Genomic DNA, 15112 nt, shown 5'->3' on the forward strand with positions numbered 1-15112 from the left:
AGGTCTCGGTCACGAGACGGTGGTAGCGTGTGCAGTAACAGTGCTACTGCTTGATGTACTTTTTCCCCTCGCCGCTGATGAAGTCGAGGAGCTTCTGGACCTTGGCCGAGGGTTTTCCCTTGGTGATCAGGGTGATGTCCCGGGCCAGTTCGGGGGTCTCGACGGCCTTCACCGAGGCGTCGACCAGGGAAAGGGGGCCGAACCCGATGGCGGAGGGGTTCGAGGCGACGTTCAACCTCACGTCCTCGGCCGTAGTGGCATCGATCACGTCCTTGGCCACCGCCTTGTCTCCCAGAAACTTCTTGAAGAACATGCTGTTGGTGCCGGGAGTGAGCTTGCCGATCACCACCAGTACCGGCGCATCCTCTCCGCCGACCTCTTTCCACGATGAGATCTCGCCGGAGAAGATCCCCTTCAACTGTTCGGCGCTCAGCTGGTTCACCTTGTTCTCCTTGTTCACCAGCACCTTGACCTTGTCCTTGCCGATGACGATGGGCGTGAAGGCCGCCGGTTGCCCCACCTCCGCTCCTTCCTTCTTCATCAGCGCCAGCCAGTCCTGGTAGGTGAGTCCCGCTGCGGCGGCGTCCACGTCCCCTTTTTGCAGGTCCACAAACGCGTTCTTCGGCCCGGAGGCGACGATGTAGAGCTTCAGCCCGCTTGCCATCTCGAACGCTGAACGGACCGGCTTCAAGATGTTCTCGGTGGGGGCGCCGCCAGCCCCGATCTTCAGCTCATCGGCCCCGGCGAGGGGGGTGAGACCTGACAGTAAAGACACAAGAACGGCTGCCACGATACGGATCACTCTCATAGTTGCTCCTCCTGCTTCTTGTTTAAGGCATAGAATCATCCACGCCATCTATACGGCGGTATGCTTTTTATTCGACAGGCGCTATGAAAACTTGAAGTTAAAAAGAAAGAGAAACAGAAATTACGCTGTGACAGGAAAATCTTTTGGAGATAGAGCGTGGCGGTGGTTAAACGGAAAAGAGGAGCCGGTGAATGTACCGGCCGGCTCCTCTTTTGACAATTAAAGCCGGAACTGCCGCACCAGCTGCTGCAGTTCTTCCGAGTTCGTGTGCAGTTGTGCGGCCGCCATGGCCGATTCCTGTGCCCCCTGCGAGGTCTGCTGCACGACCTGGGTTATCTGGACGATGTTGCTGGAAATCTCGCTGGTGGTCGCGGTCTGTTCCTCGGCGGCGGTGGCCACCTGGTGGACCTGCATGGCGACGTCGTTGATCTGCTCGAGGATCTCCTGCAACGCGCTTCCCGACTTGGCCGCTTCGGCGGTGCCGGCCTGGACCTGCCGCACCCCCTCTTCCATGGCGACGACGGCACCCTTGGTTTCGCCCTGGATCGCCTTGATCATCTCGCCGATCTCCCTGGTCGCCCTGGTGGTCCGCTCGGCAAGTGCGCGCACCTCGTCGGCGACGACGGCGAAGCCTCGCCCCTGCTCGCCGGCCCGTGCCGCCTCGATGGCCGCGTTCAGGGCGAGGAGGTTGGTCTGGTCGGCTATGTCCTCGATGGTGCCGATGATGGCCCCGATCTGGTCGCTGCGCTCGCCGAGGCTCTCAACGGTCTGCGAGGTTTCCTGCACCTTCGCCGCGATCTGCCCCATCACCGTTACCGTGGCCTGGACCACTTCCGCACCGGCTTGAGCCGTCTGGGAGGCGCGCTTGGCCCCCTCGGAAGCCATCTGGCAGTTGCGGGCTATGTCCGAGGAGGTTGCCGACATCTGCTCACCCGCTGTGGCGACTGTGCCGGCCTGGGCCGCCACCTCCTCGGCGCCGGTGGCGATCTGCTCCGATGTCGAGTGGAGCTGGTTGGAAGCCGATGCAACCTGGGCGGAGGTGTCGGCCACCTTGCCGATGGTGCTCCGCAGGTTGTCCGCCATCGCCTTCAACGCGACCATCAGTTGTCCCGTCTCGTCGCCCGAGCCACCTTCGATCCGCACCGAGAGGTCGCCGGCGCCGATCGCGCTTGCCACGGCCACGGCACCTTGCAGTGGCGCCGTGATCATCCTCGTTATCACCAGGCCGCAGACGATGGCGACCACCACTCCGGCGATCACCAGGACCATCATCACCATCGTGGCGGCGTTGGCGACCTTCATGTTGTCGTCCGAGGCCGCCTTCCCCTGGCCTTCCATCAGTTCCATCAGCTTGTTGAGCTGTTCCTGTTCGTGCAGGGCGGCCTTCTTGGCCTCCCCGTGCATGAGGCCCATCGCCTCCTCGATTTTGCCTCCCTGCACCAACCCGATCACCCGGTCGATGTAGCTCCCGTAGACCTTGCGCGACTCTATGAACTCATTGAAGCGTTTGCGTTCCTCGTCGGTATCGAGGGCCTTCTTGAAGGTCTCGGCGCGTTCCCCGACCTCCTTGCGCAGCTTTTGTATCGTCGCCAGCGCTTCCTGCCGCTCGCTCTCCTGCTTCGCCTCCACGAAATCGCGCAAGTTGATGCGGACGCGCTGGAAGGAGATGGACATCTGGGCGACATCACCCAGCGGCGCCGTTATCTGCCTGTAGAGATGGGTGTCGGCATCGACGATCTGGCGGATCTTCAGCACCCCTATGCCGCCGACCACGGCGCATATGACCGCGACCAGCAGAAAAGCCGACATCAACTTGGTGCCCACCCTGATGTTTGCCAACATATTTCCTCCTCATGTCCAACGGATCGGTACTTGCCCCTTCTCATCGGGTATGTTTTTCGCAGCAATATAAGGCATTTCTCAGGGGAAGGTTCGATTTGTCCCGCTCGCGGCCGGCCTCGCACGGGGGCGTCACAGTTCGCGGGGGGGGACCCGGAGGGCGAAGGTGCTTTTGCATTGTTAACTTTTTATGGCAGGATTCTAATGTCTCGCCTGTCGCGAACATTCCAGGGAAGCAGGTACCGCAGCGACTGGCTGCCGAGAGGGAGGAGCAATCATGGCCAGGTCCATTCTGAGCTACATTTACCCTCCGGGGTGCTTCGCACTGCCGGAGATCAAAGAGAACCGCTGTCCGCTGTGTGGCAACTTCCAGGTCGACTGCAGCTGCACCGAATGCCAACACCCGGTGCTGGTGGACGGCAAAGAACAGAGATGCGGCGTGCAAGGCTGCCTCGAGCACCTGCTGGACCGCGAACTGGTGGCGCGCATTGAGATGCTGGAAAGCCAGCTTGAAGATCTCAGGGAGGAGGCGAGGGGCAGGGAAAAACCGACTTCTCCCTGCCCGGTGTGCGGCGAGGTGATGGTCGTGGACATCTACAACTGCGGGCCGTATTCCTGCCACGGGCATTTCTACGCGGGTGAGAAGTACGGCTGGATCAAGAAAGAGCAGTATTAGAGGGAAGGTGCCAGGTTTCACAAAGGCCCGCAGGGACATCCTGCGGGCCTTTGCCATCAGGGGGCGGTTTCGCCGTTGCGCCGCTTCCCTCGATGTTGTATCTATCGTTGAACGTGACGCAGCACGGGGAGAAAGGGAGAAATGATGGAGCCGCGTAAACTGCTGCAACAGATGTTTGAAGCCGCCGTTCAGTCGGCGCGTCCCGAGCAATGCCTGTCCCGCCACCTTCCGGTGCCTCCCAAAGGGAGGGTGATCGTTATTGGGGCGGGGAAGGCGGCGGCCGCCATGGCGCGCGCCTTCGAAGATGCCTGGCAGGGGGAAATCTCCGCCGGTCTGGTGGTGACGCGCTACGGTTACGAGGTTCCCTGCAGCCGGATCGAGGTGGTGAGCGCGGCGCACCCGGTGCCGGACCAGGCGGGATGCGCCGCTGCCGCGAGGATGCTGGAACTCGTGCGGGGGCTGACTCCCGACGACCTGGTGCTCTGCCTGATTTCGGGCGGCGGGTCCGCGCTGTTGCCCCTTCCTTTGCCGGGAGTGACCCTGGCGCAGAAGCAGGAGCTCAGCCGGGAACTGTTGAGGTGCGGCGCCGGCATCTCGGAAATCAACTGCGTGCGGCGCCATCTCTCCGCCATCAAGGGGGGAAGGCTTGCCGCCGCCTGCCATCCCGCCCGGGTCCTCACCCTGGCCATCTCCGACGTTCCCGGCGACAGTCCCACCGATATCGCGTCAGGCCCTACCGTCGCGGACGCCACCACTTGCGCCGATGCCCTGGCCATCGTGGATCGCTACCGCATCGCGTTGCCCGAACCGCTGCGGGAGTGTCTCTCATCCGGTCGTGGAGAATCGGTGAAGCCGCCGGATCCGCGCCTGGGGCGGGCGAAGTTCCGCCTGGTCGCGACGCCGCAGGCGGCTCTTGAAGCCGCGGCGCTGGTCGCGCACGCACAGGGGATCACGCCGCACATCCTGAGCGATCGGATGGAGGGGGAATCGAGGGAGGTAGGCAAGGTCCTGGCGGCGCTGGCGCTGCAGGTGGTACGGCACCGGCAACCCTTCACCGCGCCTTGCGTATTGCTGTCGGGAGGGGAGACCACGGTAACGGTGCGCGGCGGCGGACGCGGAGGGCGCAACGTCGAGTTGCTGCTGGCGCTGGCACTGGCGCTTCAGGGGGAAAAGGGAATTTACGCGATGGCGGGGGATACTGACGGGGTGGACGGTCAGGAAGAGATAGCCGGCGCGTTCGTGGTACCTGACCTGCTGCAGCGGGCCTGGGATATGGGTATCAACCCGAGGCGGAGGCTCGACGACAACGATGGGCACGGGTTTTTCGAGGACCTGGGCGAAACGCTGGTGACCGGCCCGACGCTCACCAATGTGAACGACTTCAGGGCCATTCTCATCACCGGCTGATCAGGCCCGGGTTTCCGTCATGAGCTTTTTCATCACCAGGACCAGGGAGGCGACCGCGATGATCAGTGCCGTGTCCTCGAGGGGCTGCCAGGGCTTGAAGGTAAGAGCGGAGTGACTGTAGTAATCGGAGACGTAGCGCGCCAGGCCGGACAGCAGCGAAACCAGGACTGCGCCGCGCCGTCCTCCGTGCCAGGCAACGAGGGACACCGGCGCAAGGTAAAAAAGGAGCAAAGAGTAGTCGCCGGTCAGGTAATCGACGTACCCCAGCATCACAACCAGCAGATATCCCGCCGTTACCCATCCGTATCCTTCGCTGAGGAACTTCCGCATGAGACACCCCTGAGGTTGCCCCGGCGTGGGGGCAATTCGCTACACGGCGAAACTAAAAAAGCCGCCCGTTGTCGAACAGCGGGCGGCTTTTGATGCTACAGGTGAAACCTGAATTACTTCGCAGCCGGAGCAGCTTCAGCAGCCGGAGCAGCTTCTTTCTTCTCGGCTTTCTTAGCAGCTTTCTTTGCTTTTTTCTTCTTAGCAGCTTTTTTCACCGGTGCTTTTTCTTCTTTCTTCACTTCAGCAGCCGGAGCAGCCGGAGCAGCCGGAGCAGCGTCAGCAGCGAAAACAACACCAGCGAAAGCAACAGCAACGAGAGCGGCAACTACGGAGGATACGATCTTTTTCATTTGGAAATCTCCTAATGGGTGGTTTGAACTTCTTCCCTTCTAAAGCATCAGCCGTGCCAGCTTTTTTGCAATTTGTAAGTAGCTGTTTTTGTATGAAAAGCTCGTGAGGGCTTCCCCGTGTAGGCGGCCGTGTATGCCTTATTTGCTTCTACTGTTACCTCAAATGAGGTATCGAGGCTCCTTTTTTGCCGCTGACGGTTTTCACGCGCGCGTTCGAGAACGTCTCTTACGACCCGACGCGCGAGCGGTACCAGGATTTCAACAAGGCCTTCGCGCCCTGTCCGGGAATAAGCGTGGCCCCGTCGCGGATTTCATCGATGTCGTTGGCCTAGGTGACGGCGTCCGCGCTCAACCCGACGATCACCGCGCGCGCCTGCTTGTGCTAACGTCAACCCCTTTCCGCCAATTTGACTTGTTCCGGTAAGATGCTATCAGTTTACCGTTTACGCAGTCACTACACTCGAGGAGGAAACAGGATGAAAGTTATCACAGCTTTGATGGGCATCACGTTGCTTGCCGCCACCACTGTCTATGCCGGTCCCAAGAGCTACCAGGTGACCGGTCCGGTCCTGGAAGTAAAGGATGACATGGTAGTAGTTCAGAAGGGGAGCGAGAAGTGGCAGATCGCCAAGGACAAGGACACCAAGATCACCGGTGATGTCAAGGTCGGCAGCAAGGTCACCATCATGTACACCATGAAAGCCGCCAGCATCGATGCCAAGGACGGCGCTGCGAAGCCGGAGAAAAAGGAAAAGAAAAAGTAGGCTGAACTATATGGACATGGCGGTGCGACAGGGAATCGGCCATTGGGGAGGAGCTGACATGAAAAAGAAAAGCGTCATCTACAGCTTGCGGGTCGCGGCGTTTGCCGTGGTCTTTGTGGCAGGGTATCTCTGCGGCTCCATCACCGAGCAGAGGGCGAACGCCCAGATGGGAGACTTGGGTAGCGAACTGCTGCAGAGGGCAGCCGGCAGCGGAGGCGTGATCGGCAGCGTGGCCCAGCTGGGCACCACCATTACCGAGATGGAGAAGAACGTGAGCGGTCTGCAGAAGAACATCGACACCCTGAAGAAGGTGAAGACCGCGCTGGGCGGCAAGTAGCGCCTTTACCGGGTCATCAGACAAAAAGGGGGCATCCACACCGGGATGCCCCTTTTTTTGTTGGCTGTTCGATGCGGTCAATACGTTCAAGCTGCAACGGAATTGCTCCGTGAACCCCGCCATCTGCAGGTTATCAGTATTCCGATCAACAAGGGGATCCAGCAACTCGGAACGATATAGACATTGTACAGGTACAAGTTCCTGTCGATCAGTGACACCACATTCGAAGCCAACAGAAGTGAAAGGACGCCTAAAGCCGAATGCACCGGGAATTTCGGCTTGTTGTTAACCAGCCAGATGATCGGATTTAATAACATCAGATAGTAATGCCACCATACCAGTGGAGAGAGAGCGAGGGTCACCACGATCGCCATGGACACACTGGAGTCGGCGCCGGTGATTAAATCGCGAATGGAACGAGATGTAGAGCAAAGCAGCACGACAAGGAGCAGTGCGGTGAGTACACCGATGGAAATAAAAGGGGCGTTGTAAGGTTGCCCTGTAAGGAAAGAAATGAGTGCGATCGTCGACAAATTGCCGCTGAATAGCTCAAAATTGAGCTTGCCGGTGGCTGTTATGTAATTCAGCCATTGCTCCCAGATGGCAAACGATTTGAAGTAAATGCATGGTGCGATCATCAAAATTACAACCGAGCCGCAAAGAACGGCTGCAGACCTGACGTTTTCATCCCGTTTCCTGCCAAAGAGAAGTGAGCCCGTGAAGGCGATGGCGATCAACGCCAGGTTGGGTTTGAGCAGAGTGGCGAACACCAGGATGGCAAGGAACAACGACAGTTGAAAAGAACCCTCCCTCGTTGCGGACTTCAATTTCTCGGCATAGTAAAGTCCGATCGAGACTGCGCTGTATTGGAGCAGGTTCACGTTGCCAAGGTTGAGGTCCGAGCGGAAAGGCTCGAACAAGAAAACCGCGAACAATAAGATGAGAAAACTAAAAAGTGTACTTCGTCTATAAAAGAGAAGGATTGTAGAAAAGGCGAACAAGAAAAGGTCCAAAGCCAGGAATATTCCGTAGGACTGCGAATAGTCTTGTGGGAACAGGGCGAATACTGTGAAGAGGAGAGGTGAGGCGGTTGGCTCCAGGCCAAAGTCATAAAGCTGGTGATTCACCTTGTTGGCGGCCTGCAGCCGCTCGTCAGGGGTTGCATCGCATACCTTGTCCAGGGTTTTCCCGTACTTGTCCTTAGCGAGATATGGGCTGGTCAGAGAGCCGCCACTTGCCTTCATCGCATTGCCGATCCCCCACATCTGGTAAAAATCAATAGCAATGGACGTTTCGTACTTATCCCACGCGGAATAGATACCACCAAGGATCACCATGGCGACAAGTACCAGTTTCAATACCTTCATTGCCACTCCTGTTATCTCATACATAGATCTTGCCAACCGATGGTCGCGCGGGATTTTTCCGGAAATCGTGTGGAAGCGAAGGGAATGGTTCCACGCAGTCACAGTCTCATTTGACAGCAGTGATGACGGCGCGAACTATAACTCCGAATCAGGATAGGGTCAACCTGAAGACAAAGAGACAGCCACTCTCACGGCAACTCCAGCTTGTATCCGAAACCGCGCACCGTTTTTATCAGGTCGCCTGCCTCCCCCATTTTTGTGCGCAATCGGGTTATGTGGGTGTCCACTGTTCTGCTGTCGTCAACGAAATGGTAGCCCCACACGTCGCGCAGCAGGGACTCCCGGCTCTGCACCCTGCCGGTCCGATGCGCGAGGGTCTGCAGGAGTTTGAACTCGGTCCCGGTGACGGAGACCTCCTGGCCGTTGACCCTTACCTGGTGACGTTCGGCATCGATGGTGACCGCTCCAAGCTCGATGGGTGAACGGGAAGATTCCGTGCGGTTGCCCCGGATCACCGCTTTAACGCGCAGCATCAGTTCCCTGGTCGAGAAGGGTTTGACGACGTAATCGTCCACTCCCACCTCGAAACCGACAACCTTGTCGATCTCCTCTCCCTTAGCGGTCAGCATGATCACCGGAATCCGGGATGTTCTGTCCGATCTTTTCAGGTTTCTGCAAACCTTGGTGCCAGGCATGCCGGGGAGCATGAGATCCAAAAGGACGAGGTCGGGCTGACAGTGGAGGGCGCTTGAGAGGCCCTCAGCGCCGTCGTGACTTACCAGCGTCCTGTAACCCTCCCGTTCCAGGTTGAACGCCAGCAGTTCCGCGAGATCCCGCTCGTCTTCGATGATCAGTATCTTCTGCATTAAGATATCCTCTGCTACCTGCCGACGCGGCGCCCCACCTTGTGGCGGGGCGCCGCGCTTATCACTCGAGTGGTTGGCGAAGCTACTGCGATACCCTGATGCTCATGATTGTTTTTTCGACCCGGCTGGCCCAGGTATCCGGAAGCGGGGTGTAGTGCAGCGTGGAGGTCATCTTCTCGGCCTTTTTCAACTGCCAGGTGAGGAAATCGACCAGCTTCCTCCCCTTGACCGGGTCACTCTGGTCCCGGTACACCAAAAGCCAGGTGAGCCCGACAATAGGATAGGCATCTTTTCCGGGTTGGTTCACCAGCGACAGGCGGTAGTCCGGTTCGGCTTCATCCTTTACCTTGAGCCCTTTCATGCCTTGCACGGCTGCGGCCCTCGTAGACAGCATGGTCGGCTTTACGAACCTTCCCGCCTTGTTTTTCAGTGCGGCCGTGTCCAGCTCGTTCTCCAGCGCGTAGGCGATCTCCACGTAGCCGATGCTGTAGGGGACTTCCCTGATCTTCTTGACCATCGCGGTGCTCCCTTTTGCTCCGATTCCCGCGGGCCAGGATACAGCCGTTCCCCTGCCGACCGTGGTTGCCCAGGATGTGTCTGCCGAGCTCAGGTAGTCAGAGAAGATGCTGGTAGTCCCGCTCGCGTCGGAGCGATGCACGACAACGATCTCATTGGCAGGCAGCCTGAGCTGCCGGTTCTCCCTGGCGATGAGCGGGTCGTTCCATCTGGTGATCTTGCCGAGGTAGATCCCGGCCAGTGCCTTGGGCGTGAGCTTAATGCCGGTCCCGACCCCGGGGATATAGTAGGTCACGGCGACGGCGCCCATGACGGTGGGAATATGCAGTAACGTGCCGGGAGCGTCCTTCAGTTCCTTGTCCGAGAGGAACTTGTCAGAGGCACCGAAGTCGACTTCGCGGGCGAGGATCTTTCTGATTCCCTCGCCGCTCCCCTGTGCCTCGTAGCTGAAGCTGACAGTTGGGTCTTCGGCCTGGTAGTCCCTGAACCACTTGCTGTAGAGCGGGTGCGGGAAGGTCGCGCCGGCACCGGTGAGCGCCGTTTCGGCGAGCGCGGAGCCGGTAAGCACCGGAAAGATCAGGGTAACGGCGAGGATGGCAGTGAACAGCTTCTTCAACATGATTTGCAGTCTCCTTTATTTCGTTTTTGCCTGGGGATTTATACCTGCTGCAACAGCTGGTACTGCCATTGCTGCGCTGTCCCTCTTGACGGCCTCTCTTTTCCGTTGGCCGAGAAAGTTTTGTGACACGCGGCACAGCAGACCTCCTTTTCCTTGGCTCTTGTCCAAGGTGTCACGTTCTTCGTATCGCACCAGTCGCAGTACCAGATATAACTGTCTCCCACTGCCATAAGCTCCATGATCGTCTCCTCTTTCTTGTCATCTTTTTTTGCGCCCATGTTAACGCGCGGATGTTGCAGTTGTGTTGCAATCAGGTGAAATGAAACCTAAGAACGGATAACGCAATGTGAACGGAACCCGTCCGGCGACTGTTGATTGACAGGGGATTTCTCTTTGGAGATAATTCGTAAACCGGGATCCCCGGGCCGTTGCCGAGCAGCAGGAGGGAGCCATGCGCGAACGTGACTACTACCAGTACGATGAAGAAGATCCGTGGGAAGGGGTACGGCTGACCAAGGAAGCGATCCGGGCGCGGGCGACGCTTATCTTTTACACCGCGCTTGTGAGTGCCCCCTATGTCGCTCTGGTGGCGCTCGGTGGCCACCTGAGCGGGCTTATGTACCATGAGGTACTGGGCGTTGCCTGCTACAACGCCATGATTTCAGCCATCTTCTTTTTCGATACGCTCAGGAACGCGGCCCATGACTGTTTCGAGAGGGCGCAGGCCGAGGGGCTGGTGACCTGCAGGGAAGGGATACCGGTGATCGACCCGAGTTATCCGCACCGCCGCCTGGCCCGGCTCGCCTTCGCTATCCGGGGGCGGGTGGTGCGCGTCGTGCAAAAGTGATCGCCCAGTAAAGATGTTGCGGAATGCAAAAAGGCCAGTCGCAGAGACTGGCCTTTTTGGTTCTGGAAGGCGTACGAGGATTATCGCCCGGAGGACTTCTCGATTTCCCTCCCACCGCTTTGCATGTCTTCGCCGACTCCCTTGACGGTGTGGCAGCCAGCGAGAGCCAGGATGCAGGTCAGCGTTGTAAGGATGACTGCGGCAGCGATTTTACGTTTCATGTCGGCCTCCTCTCCTGTTTTGTAAAACCTGGGTATTGTGTGAGTCGTCTAATGTTACCACGCTGCCTGATGATCGCAAATTTCCACCATCGGATATAACTTCCTGTGAGTGCATTAAATTTCAACTGCATCCGGGTTAATCCGGAGGACCTTGAAGTTGAATTCTGCCCTTTTGCATTTGAAATAATGACGGTCCTGCCAAGGACGAAGTGACGTCGCCGAAAGTCGCAGCGGCCCAAGGTAAACCGAACGATACCGTGGTCAAAATAACTAAGACCACATATAAAATAAAGCGGGGCGTATTTAATTTGAATGTGGTTGCGTCTAATTTAAAGGGCGTCCCTCATTAGTAATGGGGCCACTCCACGGGCCAAAATGGGGGGGCTTGGTACTTCATGATGACCCGAAAGGAGAAAAATGAAGGGCGAGTAAGGTCCGGAATGGGGGCTGTCGTTTCAAAAAAGGGGTAAGCCGCGTGAGTGACGTCCCGCCTCGGCGGAGCCAGTGCAAGCCATTCCATGGGTGCGTCCGGGTTTCGGCATTAGCGGACCGTGTTTATTTGAATCGTGCCCATATATTAGAAATAGCATACCTGCTTATTTTGAAAAACCCCTTACATTAGTAGAGCAGGCCATCGTTTATTTTGAGCATGGTTCGGAGAGAGCTGAGAGCTGAGAGCTGAGAGTGGGGGCTTTGCATTCGTGAGGCCGAACCATGAACGGAAAAAACCCCGGCGGAGGGTCCGTCCGGGGTCTCGGGGCGAGGAAGGGGCTGTAGAGGTTGGTGGGGAAGAGGCGGCGAGCGCTACGGAGCCGGCCTTTACGGTTGAGCCTGCTTTGCAGTCCTGTGGGCTTTCTTCCTGGTCTTGTAGATAACGACGCCAGAATTGAGCAGGGCCTTCACATCGTTTTCGTCTGCCATCACCGTAGCGTAGCGCAAGATTTTCTGGATGCGCGCGCTGAGGTTCTCGCGGGCGGCCTTCCGGGCTGCGATGTGCAGCCGGTTTCCGGTGCGTCCGCCCTCGTACATTTGCCGGAACCAGTCCGCCTCGCTTAGCAGCACGCTCTGTGAGCCGAACTTGTGTTCCGGCCATCCGTTCTTGAAGATTTCCAGGGTGAACAGGACGGGGAAGAAGATGTTGACGTTTGCCAAGTAGGTGGGATCGGGGCCGGTTGATTTGAATGTGTACTCGTCCATGGCTTACCTCCGTGTCTTGGTTTGGTTGAACTCCTGTACGGGATGGTTCACCGAACGTGCCAAATCGGCCATGGATTCAAAAAATTGTTAATTTGATGTTGTTAACGATTGTTATGGTCTTGGGGCACGCATCAACTGAAAGCCGCTTTCAAATTCGTCTGTACCGCGCCCGCACACCATTTCGCTAAACCAACCGGTAACCGCTTGGTTTGATTGGTTGTTTCTAATATTGAACAGGCCGGTCAAAACTTGAACTTCGGAGAAGGATCCGGGAGGGGCGAGTGGGGACACAAGAGCTTTAAAAAGATCAAGGGGGTTCAGCGCTGAGCTGCAACCCCTTGTTTTGTTAGTTAATTAATCGCCTCAACGACGTTGGTAATGGCGTCCGGCGCCGGGGTCTCCCAGTATATAGCCGGTCAGTGCGCCCGCCGCACCGCCAAGTATTGCACCTACTGCGGGGCTTCCGCCGGAAAGCCCACCGATCAGGGCCCCGCCGCCGGCGCCTATTGCGCCTCCGCTAAGGGTACTTTGTTGCTGGCGCGACATCCCCACACATCCAAAGCTAAGCGCTGCCAGCAGCACGACTGCCAGATATCTTAAAGCTCTCATGCGCTGCCTCCTTGCCAGGCCTACGGTCCGTCCGGACCGGCGAATGGCCGGTCGGCGATGCCCACTTTCAACTTAGGTTTGACGATCTGTGTCCAGATTACCCGCATGACGGGGAGGTCAAGGTCGTCCGGATAGTTGCGATAGTAGCCGTCGATGTCCTGAATGATTGCTTCCATCGGGACTCCCCGAAGTCCCTCGGCGAGCTTTGCTGCAAACCCCTGCCTTTTCAACTCGGGGTGGCGTTGTATCACGTTCTCCTCGATGGTCACCACGTGTCCGATCCCCCAGATGAAGGTGATCTTTGCATCAGGCTGGAGGGTTTGCCACGTTTCCCCCGTGAGCACCGGCATCTCTTTCAACTCCTTGGTGAGATCGCCCGTCGGGTTGTCGTCAGCCGCAAGTGCGGGTGTCATGTCTGAAAGCGTTGCGACCAGCGATAGGACACAGAGAAAGCGGAGTACTGTCTTAAATACGTTCATGTCCCACCTCCACACTATTCGTTGTGGTTCCAGATATCATTATATCAAAGCTGCACTTTGACGATCACGGAAATAAGCTCGGGCGATGGGAAATGAGAGAAGGTGGCAAAGGGATACATACAGGTTTGTGAGTGGAGGGCAGGCGATGAGAGGACAGGCGAAAACAAGAAAGGCCGATCACAATGATCGGCCTTTCTTAAAATGGCGGAGAGATAGGGATTCGAACCCTAGGTACCTTTCGGTACACCTGATTTCGAGTCAGGCACCATCGACCACTCGGACATCTCTCCGGATATGCTGGCTTCGGAGGAACCGTGTTCCTCGGAGCAGAAAGATATACCTTATTCGAATGAGAAATTCAAGCCCGTTGTGGCTTCCCCGGCTCTAGTAGCTAAGGCCGGCGTAGAAATCCTGCAGAAACTGCCGCTGTGTCTTGGTCAGAACACCCCTGGTGTCTATCTCTGACAGTATGCGCCAGATGAGACCCAGTTCGCTGAAAACCCGGAGCACGGCCGTGAGCTTGTGACGCGAATGATCTTCGGATGCTATGGTCCCCTGCAGCAGCTCTTCGGTATAGGCCGCCAGCCGGGTTATCTCATGGTGTGTCGCCATGATGGCGTTGGGGGTGATTTCTTCAATTTGCATGGGCCCCTCACAAGCCGAAAAAGAGATTGGATGCCATAAATTTTCGGCTCCGAGGGGGAAAAGGTTTAGGGCTTTTTTCTATTTTTTTTCAGCTGTTGGAGGACAACCGCTCCTGCTTCTTCTGGGCGCGCAGCTTCAGGAAAAAGCCGGAGAGCATGGTGGAGGTCTCATCGCCGCGCACGCCGGGGGTGAGAACGACGCTGTGGTTCAGCCGTTTGTCGTCGGAGAAGTCGAAAAGAGATCCTGCCGCTCCGCCTTTGGGATCATAGCTTCCAAAGACCACGCGGTCCAGGCGCGAAAGGATTATGGCACCCATGCACATGGTGCAGGGCTCGAGGGTGACGTAGAGGGTGGCGCCGGTGAGGCGCCAACTCGCGAGCTTCTTTGCCGCTTTTCGTATGGCGATCATTTCGGCGTGCGCGGAAGGGTCCTGTTTGCTTTCGCGCAGGTTGTGCCCCCGCGCGATCACGGCGCCGTCTTTCACTATCACGGCACCGATCGGTACCTCGCCGACAGACTCGGCTTTCCTGGCCTGCTCGATGGCTTTTCCCATCCAGTAGTGGTCGTCTTTCTTCATGCTTCCTTCTTTTTCTTTTGTAGCAGGAGGGGAGCTCCCTCACCCCCAACCCCTCTCCCGGCGGGCGAGGGGAGACAATGTCAGTGCAGTCCTTCGCCTGTGGTGGTCATGACGAGTTTGCCGTGCTTGACGCCCTTCACGCCGATCAGTTCGTCGGCGATGCGGCGGACGTCACGGGCCTTGCCGCGTACCACCAGGACCTCCAGGCAGTTGTGGGCATCGAGATGGACGTGCAGCGCGGAGATGATCTGGTCGTGGTGGGCGTGCTGGTGCTCGGTGAGCTTGTCCGAGAGATCGCGCACGTGGTGGTTGTAGACCAGGGTGACCGTGCCGACCCCTTCTTTCTCGCCTTCTTCCCAATCGAGTTCGACCTGGGCGGCGCGGATCAGGTCGCGGATCGCCTCGGAGCGGTTGGCGTAACCTTTCTGTTCGATGAGCCGGTCGAAGCTCTCCAGCAACTGGTCGTCCATGGAAATGCCGAATCTTACTGTCTCGCCCATGCATGGCTCTCCTTGAGAAAAAGTGCCTTACTATACGTGAAAGACAAAGGAGAGTCAAAACCCGCCTCACGCAAAGCCGCCAAGGCGCAAAAAGGTAAGGCGCGAAGACGACACGTACACCTTTGGGTGACTTTGTCTTTCTTCGCGCCTTTGCGGCT

Annotated in this window: 19 protein-coding genes and 1 tRNA gene; 5 read left to right on the top strand and 15 right to left on the bottom strand. The window is 57.8% G+C overall.

The genetic code is table 11. The annotated features are described in order from the left end of the window. Positions 1 to 43: 43 nt before the first annotated feature. Both KP001_RS18955 and KP001_RS18960 read right to left on the bottom strand, forming a co-directional pair. Entirely contained in the window at positions 44 to 808 is a 765-nt protein-coding gene (locus KP001_RS18955) for a substrate-binding domain-containing protein (protein WP_217287093.1), read from the bottom strand. 219 nt (positions 809 to 1027) lie between these two features. Continuing rightward, positions 1028 to 2650: a methyl-accepting chemotaxis protein gene (locus tag KP001_RS18960; RefSeq protein WP_217287094.1), complete on the bottom strand. Its 1623-nt coding sequence runs from the start codon at positions 2648 to 2650 to the stop codon at positions 1028 to 1030. Positions 2651 to 2924: 274 nt separating this feature from the next. Here KP001_RS18960 and KP001_RS18965 point away from each other — a divergent pair, with 274 nt between their 5' ends. Then, positions 2925 to 3323 (top strand): hypothetical protein, encoded by a 399-nt coding sequence (locus KP001_RS18965; RefSeq protein ID WP_217287095.1) that lies wholly within the window; start codon positions 2925 to 2927, stop codon positions 3321 to 3323. 144 nt (positions 3324 to 3467) lie between these two features. Beyond that, positions 3468 to 4730, top strand: coding sequence for a glycerate kinase type-2 family protein (locus KP001_RS18970; protein ID WP_217287096.1), 1263 nt, complete (start codon positions 3468 to 3470; stop codon positions 4728 to 4730). Here KP001_RS18970 and KP001_RS18975 read toward each other — a convergent pair whose 3' ends face one another. Next, on the bottom strand, positions 4731 to 5060 hold the full coding sequence (locus KP001_RS18975; protein WP_217287097.1) for a DUF4118 domain-containing protein: 330 nt from the start codon (positions 5058 to 5060) through the stop codon (positions 4731 to 4733). A gap of 113 nt (positions 5061 to 5173) precedes the next feature. Continuing rightward, complete coding sequence (locus tag KP001_RS18980) at positions 5174 to 5410, bottom strand: hypothetical protein (protein ID WP_216799669.1); 237 nt, start codon at positions 5408 to 5410, stop codon at positions 5174 to 5176. Positions 5411 to 5886: 476 nt separating this feature from the next. Here KP001_RS18980 and KP001_RS18985 point away from each other — a divergent pair, with 476 nt between their 5' ends. Both KP001_RS18985 and KP001_RS18990 read left to right on the top strand, forming a co-directional pair. Beyond that, entirely contained in the window at positions 5887 to 6174 is a 288-nt protein-coding gene (locus KP001_RS18985; protein ID WP_217287098.1) for a hypothetical protein, read from the top strand. Between the two features lie 58 nt (positions 6175 to 6232). After that, entirely contained in the window at positions 6233 to 6511 is a 279-nt protein-coding gene (locus KP001_RS18990) for a hypothetical protein (protein WP_217287099.1), read from the top strand. Positions 6512 to 6597: 86 nt separating this feature from the next. On the opposite strand, the gene KP001_RS18995 is transcribed toward KP001_RS18990, so the two are convergent. The 3 genes from KP001_RS18995 to pstS all read right to left on the bottom strand — a co-directional run bounded on the left by KP001_RS18995 (position 6598) and on the right by pstS (position 9879). Next, positions 6598 to 7878, bottom strand: coding sequence for a glycosyltransferase family 87 protein (locus KP001_RS18995; protein WP_217287100.1), 1281 nt, complete (start codon positions 7876 to 7878; stop codon positions 6598 to 6600). A gap of 188 nt (positions 7879 to 8066) precedes the next feature. After that, a complete protein-coding gene (locus KP001_RS19000; protein WP_217287101.1) occupies positions 8067 to 8744 on the bottom strand; it encodes a winged helix-turn-helix domain-containing protein in 678 nt (225 codons plus the stop codon). 82 nt (positions 8745 to 8826) lie between these two features. Further along, positions 8827 to 9879, bottom strand: coding sequence for a phosphate ABC transporter substrate-binding protein PstS (gene pstS / locus KP001_RS19005; protein ID WP_217287102.1), 1053 nt, complete (start codon positions 9877 to 9879; stop codon positions 8827 to 8829). Between the two features lie 451 nt (positions 9880 to 10330). Here pstS and KP001_RS19010 point away from each other — a divergent pair, with 451 nt between their 5' ends. Beyond that, entirely contained in the window at positions 10331 to 10726 is a 396-nt protein-coding gene (locus KP001_RS19010; protein ID WP_217287103.1) for a hypothetical protein, read from the top strand. Between the two features lie 80 nt (positions 10727 to 10806). Here KP001_RS19010 and KP001_RS19015 read toward each other — a convergent pair whose 3' ends face one another. The 8 genes from KP001_RS19015 to nikR form a co-directional block, all read right to left on the bottom strand. After that, a complete protein-coding gene (locus KP001_RS19015) occupies positions 10807 to 10947 on the bottom strand; it encodes an entericidin A/B family lipoprotein (protein WP_217287104.1) in 141 nt (46 codons plus the stop codon). A gap of 819 nt (positions 10948 to 11766) precedes the next feature. Continuing rightward, positions 11767 to 12144, bottom strand: coding sequence for a hypothetical protein (locus KP001_RS19020; RefSeq protein ID WP_217287105.1), 378 nt, complete (start codon positions 12142 to 12144; stop codon positions 11767 to 11769). 363 nt (positions 12145 to 12507) lie between these two features. Beyond that, a complete protein-coding gene (locus tag KP001_RS19025; protein ID WP_216497552.1) occupies positions 12508 to 12753 on the bottom strand; it encodes a YMGG-like glycine zipper-containing protein in 246 nt (81 codons plus the stop codon). 20 nt (positions 12754 to 12773) lie between these two features. Then, positions 12774 to 13232 carry a hypothetical protein gene (locus KP001_RS19030; protein ID WP_217287106.1) on the bottom strand — a complete coding sequence of 153 codons (459 nt, stop codon included), beginning with the start codon at positions 13230 to 13232 and terminating at the stop codon, positions 12774 to 12776. Positions 13233 to 13434: 202 nt separating this feature from the next. Continuing rightward, a tRNA-Ser gene (locus tag KP001_RS19035) sits at positions 13435 to 13522 on the bottom strand. A gap of 94 nt (positions 13523 to 13616) precedes the next feature. Beyond that, complete coding sequence (locus tag KP001_RS19040; protein ID WP_217287107.1) at positions 13617 to 13877, bottom strand: hypothetical protein; 261 nt, start codon at positions 13875 to 13877, stop codon at positions 13617 to 13619. An 88-nt stretch (positions 13878 to 13965) separates the two neighbouring features. Next, entirely contained in the window at positions 13966 to 14454 is a 489-nt protein-coding gene (gene tadA, locus KP001_RS19045) for a tRNA adenosine(34) deaminase TadA (RefSeq protein WP_217287108.1), read from the bottom strand. Positions 14455 to 14534: 80 nt separating this feature from the next. Continuing rightward, positions 14535 to 14954 carry a nickel-responsive transcriptional regulator NikR gene (gene nikR, locus KP001_RS19050; protein WP_012531991.1) on the bottom strand — a complete coding sequence of 140 codons (420 nt, stop codon included), beginning with the start codon at positions 14952 to 14954 and terminating at the stop codon, positions 14535 to 14537. Positions 14955 to 15112: the final 158 nt, after the last annotated feature.

The sequence above is a fragment of the Geomonas subterranea genome, from assembly GCF_019063845.1.
GTDB classification, from domain to species: domain Bacteria; phylum Desulfobacterota; class Desulfuromonadia; order Geobacterales; family Geobacteraceae; genus Geomonas; species Geomonas subterranea.

Excerpts from the sequence above, each read along its gene's own strand:
- KP001_RS18955 (WP_217287093.1), bottom strand. The coding sequence starts at position 808 with ATGAGAGTGATCCGTATCGTGGCAGCCGTTCTTGTGTCTTTACTGTCA.
- KP001_RS18960 (WP_217287094.1), bottom strand. The coding sequence starts at position 2,650 with ATGTTGGCAAACATCAGGGTGGGCACCAAGTTGATGTCGGCTTTTCTG.
- KP001_RS18965 (WP_217287095.1), top strand. The coding sequence starts at position 2,925 with ATGGCCAGGTCCATTCTGAGCTACATTTACCCTCCGGGGTGCTTCGCA.
- KP001_RS18970 (WP_217287096.1), top strand. The coding sequence starts at position 3,468 with ATGGAGCCGCGTAAACTGCTGCAACAGATGTTTGAAGCCGCCGTTCAG.
- KP001_RS18975 (WP_217287097.1), bottom strand. The coding sequence starts at position 5,060 with ATGCGGAAGTTCCTCAGCGAAGGATACGGATGGGTAACGGCGGGATAT.
- KP001_RS18980 (WP_216799669.1), bottom strand. The coding sequence starts at position 5,410 with ATGAAAAAGATCGTATCCTCCGTAGTTGCCGCTCTCGTTGCTGTTGCT.
- KP001_RS18985 (WP_217287098.1), top strand. The coding sequence starts at position 5,887 with ATGAAAGTTATCACAGCTTTGATGGGCATCACGTTGCTTGCCGCCACC.
- KP001_RS18990 (WP_217287099.1), top strand. The coding sequence starts at position 6,233 with ATGAAAAAGAAAAGCGTCATCTACAGCTTGCGGGTCGCGGCGTTTGCC.
- KP001_RS18995 (WP_217287100.1), bottom strand. The coding sequence starts at position 7,878 with ATGAAGGTATTGAAACTGGTACTTGTCGCCATGGTGATCCTTGGTGGT.
- KP001_RS19000 (WP_217287101.1), bottom strand. The coding sequence starts at position 8,744 with ATGCAGAAGATACTGATCATCGAAGACGAGCGGGATCTCGCGGAACTG.
- pstS (WP_217287102.1), bottom strand. The coding sequence starts at position 9,879 with ATGTTGAAGAAGCTGTTCACTGCCATCCTCGCCGTTACCCTGATCTTT.
- KP001_RS19010 (WP_217287103.1), top strand. The coding sequence starts at position 10,331 with ATGCGCGAACGTGACTACTACCAGTACGATGAAGAAGATCCGTGGGAA.
- KP001_RS19015 (WP_217287104.1), bottom strand. The coding sequence starts at position 10,947 with ATGAAACGTAAAATCGCTGCCGCAGTCATCCTTACAACGCTGACCTGC.
- KP001_RS19020 (WP_217287105.1), bottom strand. The coding sequence starts at position 12,144 with ATGGACGAGTACACATTCAAATCAACCGGCCCCGATCCCACCTACTTG.
- KP001_RS19025 (WP_216497552.1), bottom strand. The coding sequence starts at position 12,753 with ATGAGAGCTTTAAGATATCTGGCAGTCGTGCTGCTGGCAGCGCTTAGC.
- KP001_RS19030 (WP_217287106.1), bottom strand. The coding sequence starts at position 13,232 with ATGAACGTATTTAAGACAGTACTCCGCTTTCTCTGTGTCCTATCGCTG.
- KP001_RS19040 (WP_217287107.1), bottom strand. The coding sequence starts at position 13,877 with ATGCAAATTGAAGAAATCACCCCCAACGCCATCATGGCGACACACCAT.
- tadA (WP_217287108.1), bottom strand. The coding sequence starts at position 14,454 with ATGAAGAAAGACGACCACTACTGGATGGGAAAAGCCATCGAGCAGGCC.
- nikR (WP_012531991.1), bottom strand. The coding sequence starts at position 14,954 with ATGGGCGAGACAGTAAGATTCGGCATTTCCATGGACGACCAGTTGCTG.